The sequence below is a fragment of the Pedobacter sp. MR2016-24 genome, from assembly GCF_026239655.1.
GTDB lineage: Bacteria > Bacteroidota > Bacteroidia > Sphingobacteriales > Sphingobacteriaceae > Pedobacter.
The window spans coordinates 201,655-219,375 of the sequence record NZ_JAPIVO010000009.1; the positions used below are offsets into that span (position 1 = coordinate 201,655).

Annotated in this window: 12 protein-coding genes; 10 read left to right on the top strand and 2 right to left on the bottom strand. The window is 40.5% G+C overall.

What is annotated here, in order from left to right; all coding sequences use genetic code 11:
* Nucleotides 1-69 precede the first annotated feature (69 nt).
* Together OQX62_RS23570 and OQX62_RS23575 are read left to right on the top strand one after the other, a co-directional pair.
* Nucleotides 70-1,314, top strand: a complete 1,245-nt coding sequence (locus OQX62_RS23570) for a M16 family metallopeptidase (RefSeq protein WP_265834124.1) — start codon at nucleotides 70-72, stop codon at nucleotides 1,312-1,314.
* On the top strand, nucleotides 1,307-2,581 hold the full coding sequence (locus OQX62_RS23575) for a M16 family metallopeptidase (protein WP_265834125.1): 1,275 nt from the start codon (nucleotides 1,307-1,309) through the stop codon (nucleotides 2,579-2,581). Before OQX62_RS23570 ends, OQX62_RS23575 begins: the two co-directional genes overlap by 8 nt.
* Before the next feature lie 12 nt (nucleotides 2,582-2,593).
* Here OQX62_RS23575 and OQX62_RS23580 read toward each other — a convergent pair whose 3' ends face one another.
* Complete coding sequence (locus OQX62_RS23580; RefSeq protein WP_265834126.1) at nucleotides 2,594-4,492, bottom strand: DUF3857 domain-containing protein; 1,899 nt, start codon at nucleotides 4,490-4,492, stop codon at nucleotides 2,594-2,596.
* On the bottom strand, nucleotides 4,489-6,510 hold the full coding sequence (locus tag OQX62_RS23585) for a DUF3858 domain-containing protein (RefSeq protein WP_265834127.1): 2,022 nt from the start codon (nucleotides 6,508-6,510) through the stop codon (nucleotides 4,489-4,491). The genes OQX62_RS23580 and OQX62_RS23585 overlap by 4 nt, the downstream gene beginning before the upstream one ends.
* 175 nt (nucleotides 6,511-6,685) lie before the next feature.
* Between OQX62_RS23585 and guaB the strand changes: the two genes are divergently transcribed.
* The 8 genes from guaB to OQX62_RS23625 all read left to right on the top strand — a co-directional run bounded on the left by guaB (nucleotide 6,686) and on the right by OQX62_RS23625 (nucleotide 17,720).
* Nucleotides 6,686-8,155 (top strand): IMP dehydrogenase, encoded by a 1,470-nt coding sequence (gene guaB, locus OQX62_RS23590; RefSeq protein WP_265834128.1) that lies wholly within the window; start codon nucleotides 6,686-6,688, stop codon nucleotides 8,153-8,155.
* A 76-nt stretch (nucleotides 8,156-8,231) separates the two neighbouring features.
* Nucleotides 8,232-8,816 (top strand): TIGR00730 family Rossman fold protein, encoded by a 585-nt coding sequence (locus tag OQX62_RS23595; RefSeq protein ID WP_265834129.1) that lies wholly within the window; start codon nucleotides 8,232-8,234, stop codon nucleotides 8,814-8,816.
* A gap of 114 nt (nucleotides 8,817-8,930) precedes the next feature.
* On the top strand, nucleotides 8,931-10,559 hold the full coding sequence (locus OQX62_RS23600; RefSeq protein WP_265834130.1) for an acyl-CoA carboxylase subunit beta: 1,629 nt from the start codon (nucleotides 8,931-8,933) through the stop codon (nucleotides 10,557-10,559).
* Nucleotides 10,560-10,579: 20 nt separating this feature from the next.
* Nucleotides 10,580-11,209 carry a toxin-antitoxin system YwqK family antitoxin gene (locus OQX62_RS23605; protein ID WP_265834131.1) on the top strand — a complete coding sequence of 210 codons (630 nt, stop codon included), beginning with the start codon at nucleotides 10,580-10,582 and terminating at the stop codon, nucleotides 11,207-11,209.
* Between the two features lie 100 nt (nucleotides 11,210-11,309).
* Nucleotides 11,310-12,281 (top strand): thioredoxin-disulfide reductase, encoded by a 972-nt coding sequence (gene trxB, locus OQX62_RS23610; protein WP_265834132.1) that lies wholly within the window; start codon nucleotides 11,310-11,312, stop codon nucleotides 12,279-12,281.
* Nucleotides 12,282-12,708: 427 nt separating this feature from the next.
* On the top strand, nucleotides 12,709-13,479 hold the full coding sequence (locus OQX62_RS23615; RefSeq protein WP_265834133.1) for a hypothetical protein: 771 nt from the start codon (nucleotides 12,709-12,711) through the stop codon (nucleotides 13,477-13,479).
* A gap of 502 nt (nucleotides 13,480-13,981) precedes the next feature.
* Nucleotides 13,982-15,415, top strand: coding sequence for an alpha-L-fucosidase (locus OQX62_RS23620; protein WP_265834134.1), 1,434 nt, complete (start codon nucleotides 13,982-13,984; stop codon nucleotides 15,413-15,415).
* A 7-nt stretch (nucleotides 15,416-15,422) separates the two neighbouring features.
* Nucleotides 15,423-17,720 carry a GH92 family glycosyl hydrolase gene (locus OQX62_RS23625; RefSeq protein ID WP_265834135.1) on the top strand — a complete coding sequence of 766 codons (2,298 nt, stop codon included), beginning with the start codon at nucleotides 15,423-15,425 and terminating at the stop codon, nucleotides 17,718-17,720.
* The last annotated feature ends 1 nt before the right edge of the window (nucleotide 17,721 follow it).

The following is a 17,721-nucleotide window of genomic DNA, read 5'->3' on the forward strand; positions in this document are numbered from 1 at the left end:
TTATTTCATTCTTTTATCACATTTACCCTTAATCATTATTGTTATATTTGGCAGAATTATATTTTTTTTATGGTAGATTTTAATCGTTTTACATTACCCAACGGACTTCGTGTTTTAGTACACGAAGACGATACTACACCGATGGCGGTGTTAAATATCCTATACGACGTGGGTGCGCGGGACGAAGAACAGGATAAAACAGGATTCGCACATCTCTTTGAGCACCTGATGTTTGGTGGCTCAGTAAATATACCCAGCTATGATGAACCTTTACAAAGGGTAGGAGGGGAAAATAATGCTTTCACCAGTAATGATATTACCAATTATTATATCACGCTGCCAGCAACAAATATCGAAACGGCATTCTGGCTGGAGAGCGATCGTATGCTCAGCCTCGCTTTTTCTGAAAAAAGTCTGGAAACGCAGCGAAACGTAGTTTGTGAAGAATTTAAACAAAGATATCTCAACCAGCCTTATGGTGATGTATGGCTGAAATTACGTCCTCTGGCATATAAAAAACATCCTTATCAATGGGCAACTATTGGCCAGGATCTTGCCCAGATCGAGAACGCATCCATGGAAGATGTGAAAGCGTTTTTCAAAAAACATTATAATCCGCAGAATGCGATTATGGTGGTTGGTGGTAACGTGAAGACTGAAGACATTAAGCTATTGGCAGAGAAATGGTTCAGTCCGATTCCTGCTGGTGATAAGTACCTGCGTAACTTACCGCAGGAACCTGTTCAAACAGAAGAAAGAAAGGAAACGATAGTTGCTGATGTTCCGCTAAATGCTTTTTATATGGCATTTAAGATGCCTTCCCGTTTACACAAAGATTACCAGGCTTACGATTTGTTGTCGGATATCTTATCGCAGGGGCAATCTTCCAGACTATACAATAGTTTGTTAAAGGAGCAGCAATTATTTAGTGACGTACATGCCTATATCACCAGCAGTCTGGACGAAGGCTTATTTGTGATAGAAGGCAAATTAAGTGAAGGTGTTTCGGTAGCGGCTGCTGAAGCTGCAGTATGGATGGAACTGGATAGAATTGCAGCTGAAGAGGTGACTGAAACTGAATTAACGAAAGTTAAAAATAAGTCGGAATCGATCATGGTCTTTGCAGAAATGAGCTTGCTTGATAAAGCGATGAATCTTGCTTATTATGAATTATTAGGTGACGCTGCCGATCTGAATACAGAAATTGATAAATATCTCGCCGTTACTGCGGCAAAGATTCAATATGCCGCACAGCAAACTTTTGTGAGAGAACAATGTTCAACTTTATACTATTTAACTGCTAAAGATGCTTAACCGTACGCTCGTACCTGAATCAAAACAGGTAAATGATATTAATTTTATTGCCCCCAAAAAACAAGAACTGTCTAATGGCATCAAGGTATTTACCATTAATGCCGGTAAACAGGAACTGGTTAGAATTGAGTTCGTATTTCAAAATGTAAACTGGGATCAGTCCAAACCATTACAAGCTATTGGTGTAAGCCATTTGATTAATAATGGTACAACCACTTTAACGGCGAGGGAAATTGCTGATAAAGTAGATTATTATGGCGCATTTCTGCAAACAGAATATGGTGCAGATCAATCCAGTATCAAACTCTATACTTTAAATAAACACCTTGGATCTGTCTTTCCTATTTTATGGTCAATCCTGAATGAGAGTATTTTCCCTCAGCAGGAGCTGGATATTTTTAAGCAAAACCAGCAGCAATCCTTAAAGGTAAGCTTGCAAAAGAATGACTTCCTTGCGAGGAAAAATTTCGCTCATTCCATTTTTGGAGATTCTCCATACGGATCAAACATTGAAGTAGAAGACTATCAGCAGATGCAGCAGGCAGATCTGGTAAATTATTTCGCTGCCGCCTATAAACCTGAAAATTGTACCTTATTTGTCGCAGGTAAATTTGAAGATGCTGAATTCGATATTCTGAATAATATTTTCGGAAAGGAGTGGCATAACAAAGCAAATTCAACACCTAACGCGTTTTCTTTTTCTACTTCTGCAAAGGGCGATCTTTTAATTGAAAGGCCTGACGCAATTCAGTCTGCCATCAGAATGGGAATGCTGGGCATTAACCGTACCCATGAAGATTTCGCTGGTTTCCAGGTGTTGAATTGTTTATTGGGTGGGTATTTTGGTTCCCGGCTGATGGCAAACATCAGAGAAGATAAAGGATATACCTATGGAATTGGTTCAGCTGTCGTATCTATGAAAGATGCGGGTTACTTTTTCATCGCAACAGAAGTAGGGGCAGATGTATGTTCGAATGCATTGGCGGAGATAGAAAAAGAAATCGATTTGTTGAAATCAGAACTGGTATCTCCTGAAGAACTTGATCTGGTGAGAAACTACATGTTGGGATCAATGCTGGGAAGCCTGGAAAATGCTTTTTCGCATGCGGATAAGTTTAAAAATATCTATTTTTCCGGACTGGATTACAATTACTATGATAATTACATTCAGACGGTGAAGACCGTTACTGCTGAACAGTTAAAAGCGCTGGCAAATAAATACCTGAATACCTCAGAATTTATAAAAGTAGTTGTAGGTAAAAAATAAGATCAATACTGGCTAATTAACTTTAGCCAGTATTGCTTTTTGCTTGTCTGCCAGGTAAATTTTCTTGTAGAAATCTACCAGTGACTTGTATTTTTCAGGACCATAAGTATTGCTGTTGATCAACTGCGTACGTTTATAGATAATCGTATTGTCTTTTACAGTGATGTTGGCTGTGTATTTTCCAAATTCAGATTCCAGCAGGATATCTTTTGGTACAAATTCTACCTTATACCCTTTTGGTAGTGTATAGCTGATCTCATCCATATCTTTAAAGCCGTAGGGCAGAGCAAAAGAAGTCTTTCTGTTTTCGACCTTCCTGGGGACACTTTCTTTTCTGTTCAGTAAATTCAGCGTAAGAAATAATTTATCACCGCCCTGGCTCATCATCTGGCTGCTTTTTAATAGCAGATGCTCTTCCAGCTCGGGTTTACCTTTGTCCGGTTGCGTGAATGTTGCAGATAAGATTTCCATATTAGGGACGTCCATTCTGTTCATCAGGCTTTTCCGCTGATCAGTCGGTTCAATCAGCATCATGTTTAAGTTATCATCATACTGTGCCGAACCAAAGAGCGTATTAATCTTAATTTCAGCATTTCCTTCTTCAGATAACAGGACCGAAGTAACCCGGTTTTGGTAATTATCTTCAGGTCTGTATACAGGTGTTTTGACCAGCTGACCACCAGCCTCAGTAATCAGCAAAACAGTTTTATTTGCTGTAGAGCTTCCAAGAAATCCTACAGGTTTATACTGACTTGTACATTCAAGCCAGGTGGTGTCTGTATTAGAAGGTATGCATAAAATCATATGGTTAGCCTGTCCGAAACTGGAAAAATCTTTTTTCAAAGAAGGCATATCAGCACCGAGTACAACCAGATTGGATTTTATGCCTGCTTCAGCCAACAATGTTTTCATATAATTTGATAAGGCCTTACAATCGCCATAATTAACGTTGGCCACCTTTTGTGCCGCGATAGGTTTGAAGCCGCCGATACCAAGGCTTATGTTCACATACCTCGTGTTGGATTGTAAGTACCGGTATAAAATTGCAATCTTTTCTTTGTCCGTTTTTGCAGCAGCAACCAGTGTTTTTACTGTCGCCTTTGTAGTTTCTGGTAAGGTCTGAACATCAGCACTCAGCTGATAAACCCATAAACCTAGATTCTTCCAGTTGTCAACCGACCCTTTGGAATTGTCATATTCAAATTTATCAGGAGATGCCATCACCCAGGGGGTAATATTTTGGAGGCCGGTCGACATCGGTTCATACTCAAATGATGGAATATTTTCGCATTTCCAGGTATAAGTTAGTTTATTGCCTGCCAGTACAGAATCTGTTTTCAGACCGGCACTTTTTAAATATCTGAACGTAACATCCTGTGGAAGCTGCAGTATATAGCTGGATTTTTCTACGGCACAATCGTAAGATGATACCGGACCCCATTCGGGATAACCCAGAAATCCATTATAGCTTTTTTCATAGCTATATTCAATAGTATAAGGATATACCGGATTTAAAAACACCAATCTTTTCAGCCGGTAAGAATCATACATATTGCCGCTTGAGCTTATACTCTGATCTTTAAAGTCAGTACTTTTATAGGATTTGATCTTGACCCCTTTACTGTCATACATTGTTGCTTTAATATTGTAAAGAGAAGACAGGTTATCATAAGCTTCTGACATGACCGCATAATCTTCTCCATTTTTACTAAGAATGGTTATTGCCTTTTTGTAAGATTTTACTGCACTGCTCTGACTTTTTACCGTAAATGTCTGCTCTTCATTACGCACAACAATAGTTGAGTTTTTTAAGAGTTCTGCCGGTATTTTTGCGGTATCATAGTTTTCCTGTGCCTGTACGTAATTTAGGCTAAGCAAGGTAATAAAGACGCCAATGATGTTTAGTTTCATATTTTTTTGAATACGATCTGTTCCGATTGTTTACGAACAATGTTTTTGAAAAGTTCTTTTAAATTATAGTATTCATCTGCCGTAAATGTAGATTTCAGAATATTGATTTTGCTCATAATACCTAAGGTGTTCCCTTCCGAATTAAACAAGATCGTAAATGATCCGCCATTATCAGGCAGAACAAATTTCTCACTCTTAGGCAGTTTTTCCAGCTGACATCCGGCAGGCAACTCTACAGATAACCTAAAGTTTTCTTCAATAGGGTAGGCAAAATCAACCGGAAAATTACGTTCTTCCAGATTGAAGGGATTTTCTTTAGTGCGTTCAAACAACAAAGGCATAAAATAGGAAAGGTTGCCCGCATCTTCTATATTGTCTTCAATAGTAATATCCATTGATTCCTCTAAAGGCTGATCAGGTAAATCCAAGTTAGCAATTTTATAATTACTGATTTCCAATCCTGGTTTTGAACTTTTATAATTTTTGATAAATTCATCTTCAGTTGCGGCAGCCTGATAAGTATTTCTTTTTCTTAGTCCCGCATAATTTGTGGAAGAAAGATAAGCCTTGCCCTCAAATTGATTATCCGCATTCAGCTTTAAACTATAGCTGATGCTGGTTCTGCTTAAACTGGTATTTTCTGTTGATATCCATTCCGTTTGATTGTTATCGATATTCACCTTCAATCCCTGGTGATTCAAATTCTGATAGCTAATCATATCAGTCACGTTATTTTTATCGGTAGCATCAAGAAAATGCTTCTGATCACCTATTTCAGCCATCACAATCACATTATTAAATTGGGTGATCAAGGGATAGCCGGGGTGCGCACCATTATTTCTTGTACTAATCAGTACCGGCGAGACTTCAATTCCGGCCGATTTCAACAGGTTAAGCAATAATAGATTGATTTCAGCAGAATTGCCGGCCTTTTTATCCAGCACGGCTTTCGGACTTACAGCCTCAGTATATTTATTGTATTTATCATCCCATTTAATATTACTCTTCACATAATCAAAGATCAGCTTCATTTTTTTCTCAGTATCTGTCTCCTGATTGATAATTCCATTCACCAGCTCCTTACTGTAATTCTTCTTTTTAATGAATCCCCCAAAATTTTCATCATCTACTAATTTTGAAATGATTTTTGGCCAGGTGGAAGTGTATTCCTTATACCCTTCAGATGGAAAGTTGGTCGAATTCAGTTCAAAACCAATTTTACTAACATAATCATCCAGCGTAGTGATATAACTTTCCTCTTTAATCGATGGAATGTTCTCTGCATAATATTGTGTGGTCAATACCCTTGCGCTGACATTACCTCCATGATCTGAATTGGAAGAAGGGATGTGAAAATTTTCTGTATTTTCCACAGGATCCAGTTTCAGAATAGGTATGTAGCCACCTGCATTTATTTTATAAGTGTAGTACTGCGGGAATTTCGTTTTTAACGACGAAAACCTGCAGGGATATTCCCCCTGGAAATACCAGTCTTCCAGTTTAAAAATAAAATCAGACTTCGTTTTGTAACGGTATTCAATAACAGACCCTTCCTTAATATTAGGAAGGGTAAACTTTTTTAAGATATGGTTTTTATCGTATTTGCTTGAAAATTTAGCATCACTTGTCATTTTGCTGACCTCAATTTTGCCTGCATTCAGGTTATAAGTAGCGCCGTTAATGAAATCGAGTTTTTCCTGTCCGTTATTATTGAAATACAAGGGGATTGACAGATTGGCCAGATCATATCCGTTTTTGTTAATAACCTTATACCTGACATGTCTTTCAAATACATACATAAAACTTCCGCCGGGACCCACTTCGAAGGATCCTTCCCCAACATCAAACAATTTAATGGCTGCCGCAGCAGAATCCTGTCCGCTTCCTTTAGCATCAAAATCCGACTGTTCTATTTTTCCATACTTGAAAACCGGCAGTATTGTTTTTTTATTTTGCGCGGAAATATTTACTACCGTTGCAAAAAGCAGCAGTAAAATGAGATTTAACGTTTTAATCATGAGAGCGATTTAAGTTGCACAATATTAACGCTATTTTTCTTGATTAAAAAATATATTAAAATATTCTTCATTGTCATCAGACTCCCATTTTGGCTGAAAAAATCCTGCTCCCTTGTTTTCTAATCTGGAATAAGTTACCTTTGCCCGGCAAGTAATAACTCCTAAATTATTTGCTATGCAACTCGATCCCCAAAAATTTATTGCCGAAGGACTAACGTATGATGACGTACTATTAGTTCCTGCATATTCCGAAGTACTTCCCCGTGATGTCGATACAGGAAGTTATATTACAAAAAACATTAAAATCAATGTTCCTATCGTATCCGCAGCAATGGATACTGTTACTGAAGCTGGTTTAGCTATTGCTATCGCTCAGGCTGGTGGCATAGGTATGCTGCATAAAAATATGAGCATAGAGCGCCAGGCAGAAGAAGTAAGTAAAGTAAAACGTTCTGAAAGTGGTATGATTCAGGATCCGGTTACCCTAAGAGCCGATGCTGTCATTGCAGATGCCTTTCAGATCATGACCAAATACAAAATAGGGGGTATCCCGGTTATTGACAGCGACAATAAATTGGTAGGAATCATTACCAACCGCGATCTGCGTTTTCAAAAAGATATGCAACGCCCGGTTTCGGAGGTGATGACCAGCGAAAACCTGATCACCGTAGCAGAAGGCACTACCTTATTGCAAGCTGAGGAAATCCTGCAGGACTATAAAATTGAAAAACTGCCTGTAGTAAATAAAGAGGGCAGACTGGCAGGATTGATTACATTTAAAGATATTCAAAAATATAAAAACTATCCAAATGCCTGCAAAGATGAGCGTGGCCGGTTAAGAGTTGGTGCTGCCGTTGGTGTAGCTGCTGATAATATCGACCGCGTTGCTGCCTTAGTAAAAGCAGGAGTGGATGTAGTAACAGTTGATACTGCCCATGGTCATTCTAAGGGAGTAATTGACATGGTAAAGGCTATTAAAGCCAGGTTCCCGGATTTACAGGTAATTGCCGGTAATATTGCTACAGCTGATGCGGCCAGGGCATTGGCAGCAGCCGGTGCGGACGCAGTTAAAGTGGGTATAGGACCAGGATCTATCTGTACAACAAGGATCATTGCAGGCGTGGGAGTGCCTCAGTTATATGCCGTATATGAATGTGCACAGGCACTGAAAGGAACGGGTATCCCGGTTATCGCAGATGGCGGGATCAAACAAACAGGAGATATCGTAAAAGCAATGGCTGCAGGTGCCAGTTCAATTATGGCCGGTTCATTGTTTGCAGGTGTGGAAGAATCTCCTGGAGAAACTATTATCTATGAAGGACGTAAATTTAAGTCTTACCGTGGTATGGGGTCTGTAGAAGCCATGCAGCAGGGATCTAAAGACCGTTACTTTCAGGATGAAGAAGATGTGGTGACCAAACTGGTTCCGGAAGGTATCGTAGGACGTGTGCCTTATAAAGGTACTTTGTCTGAAGTAATCTACCAGATTGTAGGTGGACTGAGAGCAGGAATGCACTACTGTGGGGCTGCTACTATCGAAGAATTACAGGCAGCCAAATTTGTCAGGATTACCGCCGCAGGAATGAGAGAAAGTCACCCACATGATATTTCTATCACTAAAGAGGCACCAAACTATTCACGTTAATATATACTATAAAATATTGAAATCATTTACCGCTGTTATGGAGGTAAATGATTTTTCTTTTTAATACCTTATGAAGATGAAATCTATTTGTGTTTATTGCGGGGCTAATTTTAATGGCGACCCGGTTTTACGTACTGCTGTTGAAAATCTGGCACAGACATTTGTGGACCATGATATCCGTTTAATCTATGGTGGGGGAAGTGTTGGTGTAATGGGCATTATTGCTGATGAAGTGCTCAAACGAGATGGATTGGTAACAGGTGTGATACCACAATTCCTGCTGGACCTGGAAGTGGGACATAAAGAAGTTACAGAATTAATTGTAACCGAAAATATGCATCAGCGTAAACAGAAAATGGCCGATCTGGCCGATGGTTTCGTGATTTTACCCGGCGGCTTTGGTACTTTAGAAGAGTTTTTTGAGGTGCTGACCTGGTTACAGCTGGGCCTGCATCACAAGGCAATCGGTGTATTGAATGTCGGCGGATTTTACGATCATTTATTCGCACAAATGGACGTCATGGTGGAACACCGTCTGCTGAAACCAAATAACAGGGCCCTGGTGCTTGACTCGGCTGAGCCGGCAGAATTGATAGGAAAAATGATGGATTTTAAAGCTGTGCCTGAGACCGTATGGTATAAAGATCGTGATCTGATTTAGGTCCTGTTTACAGTCCTTTAATATCGTGTATATCTTACAATAAGGGCTGTTCCGGGCTGTTTTATTTAAAATTTTGCCGCTGAAATTTGACAGAATAAATCTATCTTGCCCCGTATGGACATCGAATTCAACAAAAACGAAGATATCAATAAGCAGCTGATTTATGAGTTCAAAACACGGCTGAAAAAAATATATGCTGGTGGCGGGGAAAAAAGTGCAGCAAAGCAAAAGGATAAGGGAAAAATGCTGGCGAGAGAGCGTGTGGCCTATCTGATTGATGATGAAACTGAGTTTTTGGAGATAGGTGCCTTTGCTGCGGAGGGGATGTATGCTGAACAGGGAGGTTGTCCTTCGGCGGGCGTAATTACCGGAATAGGTTATGTTGCCGGTCGCCAATGCATGATCGTTGCCAATGATGCCACCGTTAAAGCTGGTGCATGGTTTCCCATGACGGCAAAGAAAAACCTGCGTGCACAGGAAATTGCGATGGAAAACAGACTTCCGGTCATCTATCTTGTGGACAGTGCCGGTGTTTATCTGCCTATGCAGGACGAAATTTTCCCCGATAAAGAACATTTCGGGCGAATGTTCAGAAATAATGCACTGATGTCTGCGGACGGAATTGTGCAAATCTCCGCAATTATGGGTTCATGCGTTGCCGGTGGTGCATATCTGCCGATCATGAGTGATGAAGCCATGATCGTGGAAGGCACAGGATCAGTATTCCTTGCAGGGTCTTACCTGGTAAAATCTGCTATAGGAGAAGAAGTAGATAATGAAACTCTGGGTGGGGCGACTACCCATTGTGAGATTTCCGGTGTTACGGATTATAAACACCCCAATGATCAGGCCTGTCTGGATAGCATAAAAAATATCATGAGCATGTTAGGCGAGCCGCAATCGGCTGGCTTTAGTCGCATACAACCCTTACCACCGAAACTTGATCCTGAAGAGATTTATGGTATTCTCCCTGAAAACCGGGAAAAACAATATGATATGTTACAGATCATTCTCCGTCTGGTAGATGAATCTGCATTTGAAGAATATAAAAAGGAATACGGACAAAGTGTGATCTGTGGATTGGGGAGGATTGATGGCTGGGCGGTAGGCATTGTTGCCAACCAGCGGAAAGTCGTCAAATCTAAAAAAGGAGAAATGCAGTTTGGTGGCGTAATCTATTCAGACAGTGCAGATAAGGCAGCGCGTTTTATCATGAACTGTAACCAGAAAAAGATTCCCTTAGTCTTCTTACAGGATGTAACCGGCTTTATGGTGGGTAGTCGCTCAGAACAAGGCGGGATCATCAAAGACGGGGCAAAGATGGTCAATGCTGTAGCCAATTCAGTTGTACCTAAATTTACCATTGTACTAGGTAATTCTTATGGTGCAGGAAATTATGCGATGTGCGGTAAAGCCTATGATCCACGTTTAATTTATGCATGGCCAACGGCTAAAATTGCCGTTATGGGAGGTTCACAGGCGGCTAAGACCCTACTCCAGATTCAGGAAGCCTCGCTAAAGGCTAAAGGCGAAACGATTACCCCGGAAAAAGAAGCAGAATTACTGAAAGAGATTACGGACAGGTATAACAGTCAGACAACGCCATATTATGCCGCATCGAGATTGTGGGTAGATGGTATTATTGATCCGCTGGAGACGCGTAAGGTGATTTCAATGGGTATCGAGGCGGCAAATCAATCGCCGATAAAAAGACAATTCAATGTCGGAATTATTCAGACCTAGTGTTTAAATTTGTTGTTATAATGAAGAGGATAATTTTATTTTTTTTATTGCTGACAGCAGGTTACGTCACTACCTTCGGACAAGTCAAATCGGTCTTACTGAATGCTAAGGATGAAGTGACCCTTGATTCTACTGCTGCCCGGGCTTATGCTGTATTTGGCAAAATAGCCGGGGATAGTGTATATACCTTTAAGAAATTTGATTTTGACGGTATTCTTCTTGCTTCAGGTTCCTTTCTGGATGACAGTTTGCAGGTGCCGCACGGTAAATTTACCTATTACAGTTGGATCACCCCGGAAAATAATCCGGTAACGATGGAATATACCATTAAGGGCAAGGAACGTTTCATAGAACTTACAGGGAGTTACCGGAATGGTCAGCGTAATGGTCGCTGGATCAGTTTTTATCCTGATGGTAAAATGAAACAGATCATGACTTTTTCTCAGGGAATTGCGCATGGTGCCTATTATTTTTACGAACCAAATGGCAAAATGGTGGTTTCCGGACTGTATCAGGCTGGAAAGAAAAATGGTACGTGGGTACTGAATGGTGGGAAACAGGAAAATGAATATGTGAATGATGTGCTCATTTCTGCGTTAAAAGGTAAAAAACTTCGTGAAAAACAGGCGAACGATAAAAATGTGAATTAAGCAGAGTTAACTTTTTGCGCATCCCCCTGATAAAACGTAAATTTGTCATCATACAAATAATAATAGCTATACAAGCTCGTCGCTTTTTATAACAATATATATGAATACTCCATATCAAGAAATAGAACACGTTCAATGCCTGATCATCGGGTCAGGTCCTGCCGGTTATACTGCTGCAATTTATGCTGCAAGGGCAGATCTTAAACCAGTTTTGTACACTGGAATGGAAGCTGGTGGTCAGTTGACACAAACTACTGATGTAGATAACTTCCCTGGTTACCCTAATGGAATTATGGGCCCTGAGATGATGGAAGATTTCCGTAAACAGGCAGAAAAATTCGGAACTGATATCAGGTTCGGATATGTGAGTTCAGTAGATTTTTCTTCTACGCCGCATAAAGTTGTAGTGGATGAGATTAAAACGATTACGGCTGACACAGTGATTATATCAACAGGTGCTACAGCTAAATGGTTAGGATTACCAAGTGAGCAGCACTATAATGGTTTTGGTGTATCTGCCTGTGCGGTGTGTGACGGATTTTTCTTCAGAAATCAGGATGTGGCCATTGTTGGTGCCGGTGATACTGCCGCAGAGGAAGCTACTTACCTGGCTAAATTGTGTAAAAAAGTTTATATGCTTGTGCGCAGGGACGAATTCAGAGCTTCCAAAGCTATGGTGCACCGTGTGCTGAATACGCCAAATATTGAAGTTATTTATAACGCTGAAGCCAAAGAAGTTTTAGGTAATGGTAAAAACGTAACTGGTCTGAGGGTACTCAATAATCAAACCAATGAAGAGAGGGATCTTGAAGTAGAAGGATTCTTCGTGGCTATCGGACATAAACCAAATACAGATATCTTTAAGGGCTGGTTGGAAATGGATGATACAGGTTATTTGAAAACAATACCGGGTACTACAAAAACAAATGTTGAAGGTGTTTTTGCAGCGGGTGATGTACAAGATCATTATTACCGTCAGGCGGTTACTGCAGCAGGTTCAGGTTGTATGGCAGCATTGGATGCTGAACGATACCTTGCTGCAAAAGAACATGAAGTGAAAGCAGTATCTTAGCTGTCAATTGATATTTAAAGGAACGGAGCTGATCAAATCAGCTCCGTTTTTTTTGTATTAGAAAATCTCCTTTTAACAACAATTCTTCTCTGATTGATGATTTTTCTTTAGGGGTCAGGTTATAGTCTGGTCGGGGAGGAGTCTGGATCCCTTCATGCTTCTTTCATGAATCATCCATGCTGAGTCCATGCTTTTCAACTAGCCAGATGCATGGAGGTACTATTGAATCAGCCTTGTTTTAGCATGAATGGATTACGAGTCCTCCTCAGGCATACTACCGGCATGCTATAGCTGATAAACTCTGCTGACGCTTCGATCATTGTTAAACCCGGACAATTTTGGACAGGTGAGGACAAATATGTATATCTTCTTTAGCTTGCTATGTTGTTGATTAATAAATAATTATATTCGTTAAAACATGAAAATTATGGCAACTGTAAAAGGGAACTTTTTAAAGGGTATGCTTGGCCCGGTGATTACGAAAGAACTAAACGGACAACAAGTAATTACCTCAAAAGGTAGAAATCCAAAACAAACTGAAGGTACAAAAGCGGCTGCTAAAACATTTGGAATGGCCAGCACCTTACGTAGACACATCACGGAGTGCTTCAGTTTTAATCTAATGGGTTTGAAGGATTCTGACCAGCATTCCCGTATGAATAAAATCATGAACACTTCATTGTCTGGTGCAAGGCATCCTTTAACAAAGGAGTTTCATTTTGAAAAAGAAACTTTTCAAAACTTAAAAGGCTTCGAATTTAACCTGGGACTGCTGGCAAATGATCAAATGAACATTAAGCCGGTGGTTCATATTGATGATGGTACCCTGCAGGTCTCATTCCCGGACTGGGAGCTACCTTCCAGATTAAAATGGATCAAAAAGAGCACTTATTGCATCATGACTTTCACAGTAGTGCTCTGCAGGCTCGGGGATGGTTTAATAGCAAGATTGCCGGAGATGCAAAGCGTTAGACTCGAGAAGGGTACGGATGATGTGCTCAATGGCAGAAGTTTTACTTTTAATGCTCCGGAAGGATGTCTCTGCATCACTAGTGTCTTCCTGCAATATTTTGATTCTTTCCGGATGCTGAACAATGAAAAAATGAGTCCGGCAGCCATCTGTGACGCAATTGTACTGAAAGGTACTTACGCAGAGGAAACTGAGCGTCTGTGGATGAATATGAATATAAAATATTAATGAACATTAGGCTATTGATTGCTCCTCGGAATCAATGGCTTAATTTCAATATATCATAAAACCTCAAAATAATCCTTCCTTTTCTTTTGTCTTCCGCAGATTTTTAATAAATTGGCTCCTGCTAAGTAGCTAAAACGATTTAATATTTCGTTTTAAATTGGGATATGACAAATATTTAGGGGCTCTAGCCCTTTTTTACTGAAAAACCCTCACGAGTATACACCTCTCAAAAGTTTTAAGCCGAATATTGCATTGTATTGAACACAAATAGTAAAACTTGTGATGAATATGATGTATTTTGATCAACTTAAAAAACAAAGAACCATCAATGAAACCTGCATCAGCTTACCGCCGAGAAAAGACACGAATAAAGCTGCTGCAAGCTTCATAACGAATAAATGAAAAATATAAACCAATGAAACCTGCATCAGCTGACCGCTTAGAAAAGAAGTGGCTAAAGCTTATGCAAGCTTCATAACCTATAAAAGAGAGATATAAACACATGAAAAAATTGAACTGGATAATTTTAATCCTGTTATTATCCGTAAAAGTTAAAGCGCAAAATGGCGTACACCAGCAATCGTCAGTATATGAATGGCCGGCCGACAAACAAGTTAAAGCAAAACTGGATCAGTGGCAGGACCAAAAATTCGGTATGTTGATTCATTGGGGGCTGTACGCAGTTCCAGGTATCATAGAATCATGGGAACTCTGTTCTGAAAGCTGGATCGAAAGAGACAGCACGATCGCTTATGAAGATTATAAAAAATGGTACTGGGGTTTAAGCAAAGAGTTCAATCCTGTAAAATTCAATCCAGACCAATGGGCTAAAGCAGGTAAAGATGCCGGAATGAAATACATGATCTTCACCACTAAACATCATGATGGTTTCTCGATGTTCGACACTAAAGAATCTGATTTTAGTATCGCAAAAGGACCCTTCGCCAATAATCCAAAGGCTGATGTTGCCAAATATGTATTCGATGCCTTCCGTAAAGAAGGTTTTATGATCGGTGCCTATTTCTCAAAACCAGACTGGCATTCCCAATACTTCTGGTGGTCTAAATACGCTACTCCTGACCGAAACACCAATTACGATATCCGCAAAAATCCATGGAGATGGAACCAGTTTAAAAGTTTTGCCTTTAACCAGCTTTCGGAGCTGATGAATAACTACGGTTCAATGGATATTCTATGGCTTGATGGCGGCTGGGTTCGGCCACTGGAAACAGTAAATGATGAAGTAAGAGGCTGGGGTGCCGCTATTCCGGAATGGAGTCAGGAAATTGATATGCCGAAGATCGCTTCTATGGCCAGAAAAGCACAGCCAGGTTTATTAATGGTAGACCGTACTGTTCACGGACCTTATGAAAACTATCAGACACCTGAACAGAAAATACCTGATCATCAATTGGATCATCCATGGGAGAGCTGTCTTACTTTGGGCAATGCCTGGGGTTTTGTAGCGAATGACAAATATAAAACGCCCGCAGAGGTAATTCATTCTTTAGCAGAAGTTGTAGCTAAAGGCGGCAGTTTGTTACTTGGCGTTGGTCCACGGCCAGATGGTACGATTCCCGAGATCGCCGTTTCCCGACTGGAAAACATAGGTACATGGATGAAAACCAATGGTAAGGCAATTTATGGTACGCGCATCACGGCAGATTTTCATAGCGGAAATACATGGTTTACACAGAGCAAAGATGGCAAGGTAAAAAATGCTGTTTATTGTTTTGAACCAGAAACTTCAGGAATTAAAACAATTGAATGGACAGGCAACGTTCCGGTAAAAGGGGCAAAAATGACCCTGTTAAATATAAATAAATCTGTAAAATGGGAACTGAACAACGGCAACGTTAAAGTTTATCTTCCTGAATCTATAAATAATAACCCTGCAATATATGGTGCCCTGGCATTTACATATGCTGCAAAATAACTCAACTATGTTTAATTTTTCAACCAACCAAAATCAATTACCGCTAAAACGGCTGTTTCTTTGCAGCACTATTTTCCTGGCTGCTTTGAGTGGTACTGCGGTAGCACAGGTGAAACCTGTGGCACAGCTAACAAAATACGTAGATCCTTATATCGGAACAGGTTTTCACGGGCATGTATTTCTTGGTGCAGATGTTCCCTTTGGAGCTGTTCAGTTAGGTCCTGTCAATCTATCAGAGGGCTGGGACTGGTGTTCTGGTTACCATTACAGCGATTCTACCATCACCGGATTTTCTCATACGCATTTAAGCGGTACGGGAATAGGTGATCTGGGAGATATTGCTATCATGCCGGTTACAGGAAATGTGAAACTAACTAAAGGCAGGGCGGGCGATGAACAAAGTGGATATTATTCCCTGTTCTCGCACAATGATGAAGTCGCTAAACCAGGTTATTACAGCGTCAAATTGAAACGTTATGGTATTCAAGCTGAATTGACGGCAAGTAAAAGAGTAGGCTTCCATCAATATACTTTCCCTGCGGGCAGGGAATCAAAAATTATTGTAGATCTGCGTCCGGGAATAGGATGGGATCTGGCAACTGAAACCTATCTGCATCAGGAAAACGCGACAACAGTTTCCGGTTACCGTTATTCCAAGGGCTGGGCTAAGGACCAGCGTATCTACTTCACTGCAGTGTTTTCCAAACCCATCAAACAGTTCATGGTATATGACAGCACTTTGGTCAAACAGGGAACTGAAATTAAAGGCCGTTTTGTAAAAGGTGTGGCACTGTTTGATACTAAGGATGGTGAAAAGATCAGCTTAAAGGTTGCTGTCTCTCCGGTAAGTATCGAGAATGCAAAGCTGAATATGAAAGCTGAAATTCCGGGTTGGGATTTTGCAAAACAGGTTAGCCTTGCTAATGATGCATGGAATACGGAACTCAGCAGGATTGTGATCAAAGCAACGGATCCTGAAAAGATGAAGATTTTTTATACCGCCTTGTATCATACCATGATTGCGCCTTCTGTTTTTAATGATGTGAACGGCGATTATCTGGGGACGGACAAAAAGGTATATAAAAATGCTCCTTTTACGAACTACACCACCTTCTCTCTGTGGGATACTTACCGTGCTGCTCATCCATTGTTAACGCTGATCAATAGTGAAAAAACTGGTGATGTGATCAATACGATGCTGGCCATTTACCAGCAGCAGGGAAAATTACCTGTCTGGCACTTAATGGGGAATGAAACAAATTGTATGGTTGGAAATCCCGCTTTGCCGGTTATTGCTGACGCTTATCTTAAAGGAATTAAAGGCTTCGATAAAGACCTGGCTTATGAGGCAATGAAAAGTACAGGGATGAAAGATGACCGTGGACTCTCGCTATTGAAAAAATATGGCTTTATTCCGGCAGACAGTGTAGTGGAGAACGTGGCAATGGGCCTTGAATATGCCATCGCAGACTGGTCACTCGCGCAGGTAGCTAAGAAACGTGGTAACGTTGCAGATTACGCGTACTGGAGCAAAAGAGGGCAGAATTACAGAAATTATTTTGATAAAAGTACCCATTTCATGAGAGGAAGGGTGAGTGATGACAAATGGAGAACGCCTTTCAATCCTTTTTCTGCAACGCATGAAAAGGATGATTTTACAGAAGGAAATGCATGGCAATATACCTGGTTAGTCCCTCAGGATGTTGAAGGATTAATCGAATTACAGGGGGGTAATAGACCGTTTGAAGCTAAGCTGGATTCTTTGTTTGTTGCTGAAGGAGATATGGGTGGCAGCTCATCGCCGGATATTAGTGGTCTTATAGGCCAGTATGCACATGGAAATGAGCCAAGTCACCATATTGCTTATCTGTATGGATATTTAGGTAAACCAGCTAAAACTGCGGACAAAGTAAGGTTTATTATGGACAGCTTGTATACGGATAAGTTCGACGGATTGTGTGGTAATGAAGATGTGGGACAAATGTCTGCCTGGTTTGTTTTCTCTGCTCTGGGCTTTTACCCGGTAAATCCTGTAAATGGTATGTATGTATTTGGTAGCCCGGTAGTAAATGAAGCTACTTTGAATGTAGGAAAAGGTAAAACTTTCAGTCTTTCTGTAAAAAACAACTCAAAGATTAATAAATATATTCAGTCTGTTGTGTTGAATGGTAAGGCTTATACCAAAGCATATATCATGCATAGCGACCTGGTAAAGGGCGGGAAAATGACAATTGTTATGGGTGCCCAGCCATCCGCCACCTGGGGAACAAAAGAAACTGACCGTGCCTATTCTATAGCCAAATAAT

What these genes read in the sequence shown, in the direction of transcription:
- OQX62_RS23570 (WP_265834124.1), top strand. Translation starts at nt 70, where the DNA reads ATGGTAGATTTTAATCGTTTTACATTACCCAACGGACTTCGTGTTTTA.
- OQX62_RS23575 (WP_265834125.1), top strand. Translation starts at nt 1,307, where the DNA reads ATGCTTAACCGTACGCTCGTACCTGAATCAAAACAGGTAAATGATATT.
- OQX62_RS23580 (WP_265834126.1), bottom strand. Translation starts at nt 4,492, where the DNA reads ATGAAACTAAACATCATTGGCGTCTTTATTACCTTGCTTAGCCTAAAT.
- OQX62_RS23585 (WP_265834127.1), bottom strand. Translation starts at nt 6,510, where the DNA reads ATGATTAAAACGTTAAATCTCATTTTACTGCTGCTTTTTGCAACGGTA.
- guaB (WP_265834128.1), top strand. Translation starts at nt 6,686, where the DNA reads ATGCAACTCGATCCCCAAAAATTTATTGCCGAAGGACTAACGTATGAT.
- OQX62_RS23595 (WP_265834129.1), top strand. Translation starts at nt 8,232, where the DNA reads ATGAAATCTATTTGTGTTTATTGCGGGGCTAATTTTAATGGCGACCCG.
- OQX62_RS23600 (WP_265834130.1), top strand. Translation starts at nt 8,931, where the DNA reads ATGGACATCGAATTCAACAAAAACGAAGATATCAATAAGCAGCTGATT.
- OQX62_RS23605 (WP_265834131.1), top strand. Translation starts at nt 10,580, where the DNA reads ATGAAGAGGATAATTTTATTTTTTTTATTGCTGACAGCAGGTTACGTC.
- trxB (WP_265834132.1), top strand. Translation starts at nt 11,310, where the DNA reads ATGAATACTCCATATCAAGAAATAGAACACGTTCAATGCCTGATCATC.
- OQX62_RS23615 (WP_265834133.1), top strand. Translation starts at nt 12,709, where the DNA reads ATGGCAACTGTAAAAGGGAACTTTTTAAAGGGTATGCTTGGCCCGGTG.
- OQX62_RS23620 (WP_265834134.1), top strand. Translation starts at nt 13,982, where the DNA reads ATGAAAAAATTGAACTGGATAATTTTAATCCTGTTATTATCCGTAAAA.
- OQX62_RS23625 (WP_265834135.1), top strand. Translation starts at nt 15,423, where the DNA reads ATGTTTAATTTTTCAACCAACCAAAATCAATTACCGCTAAAACGGCTG.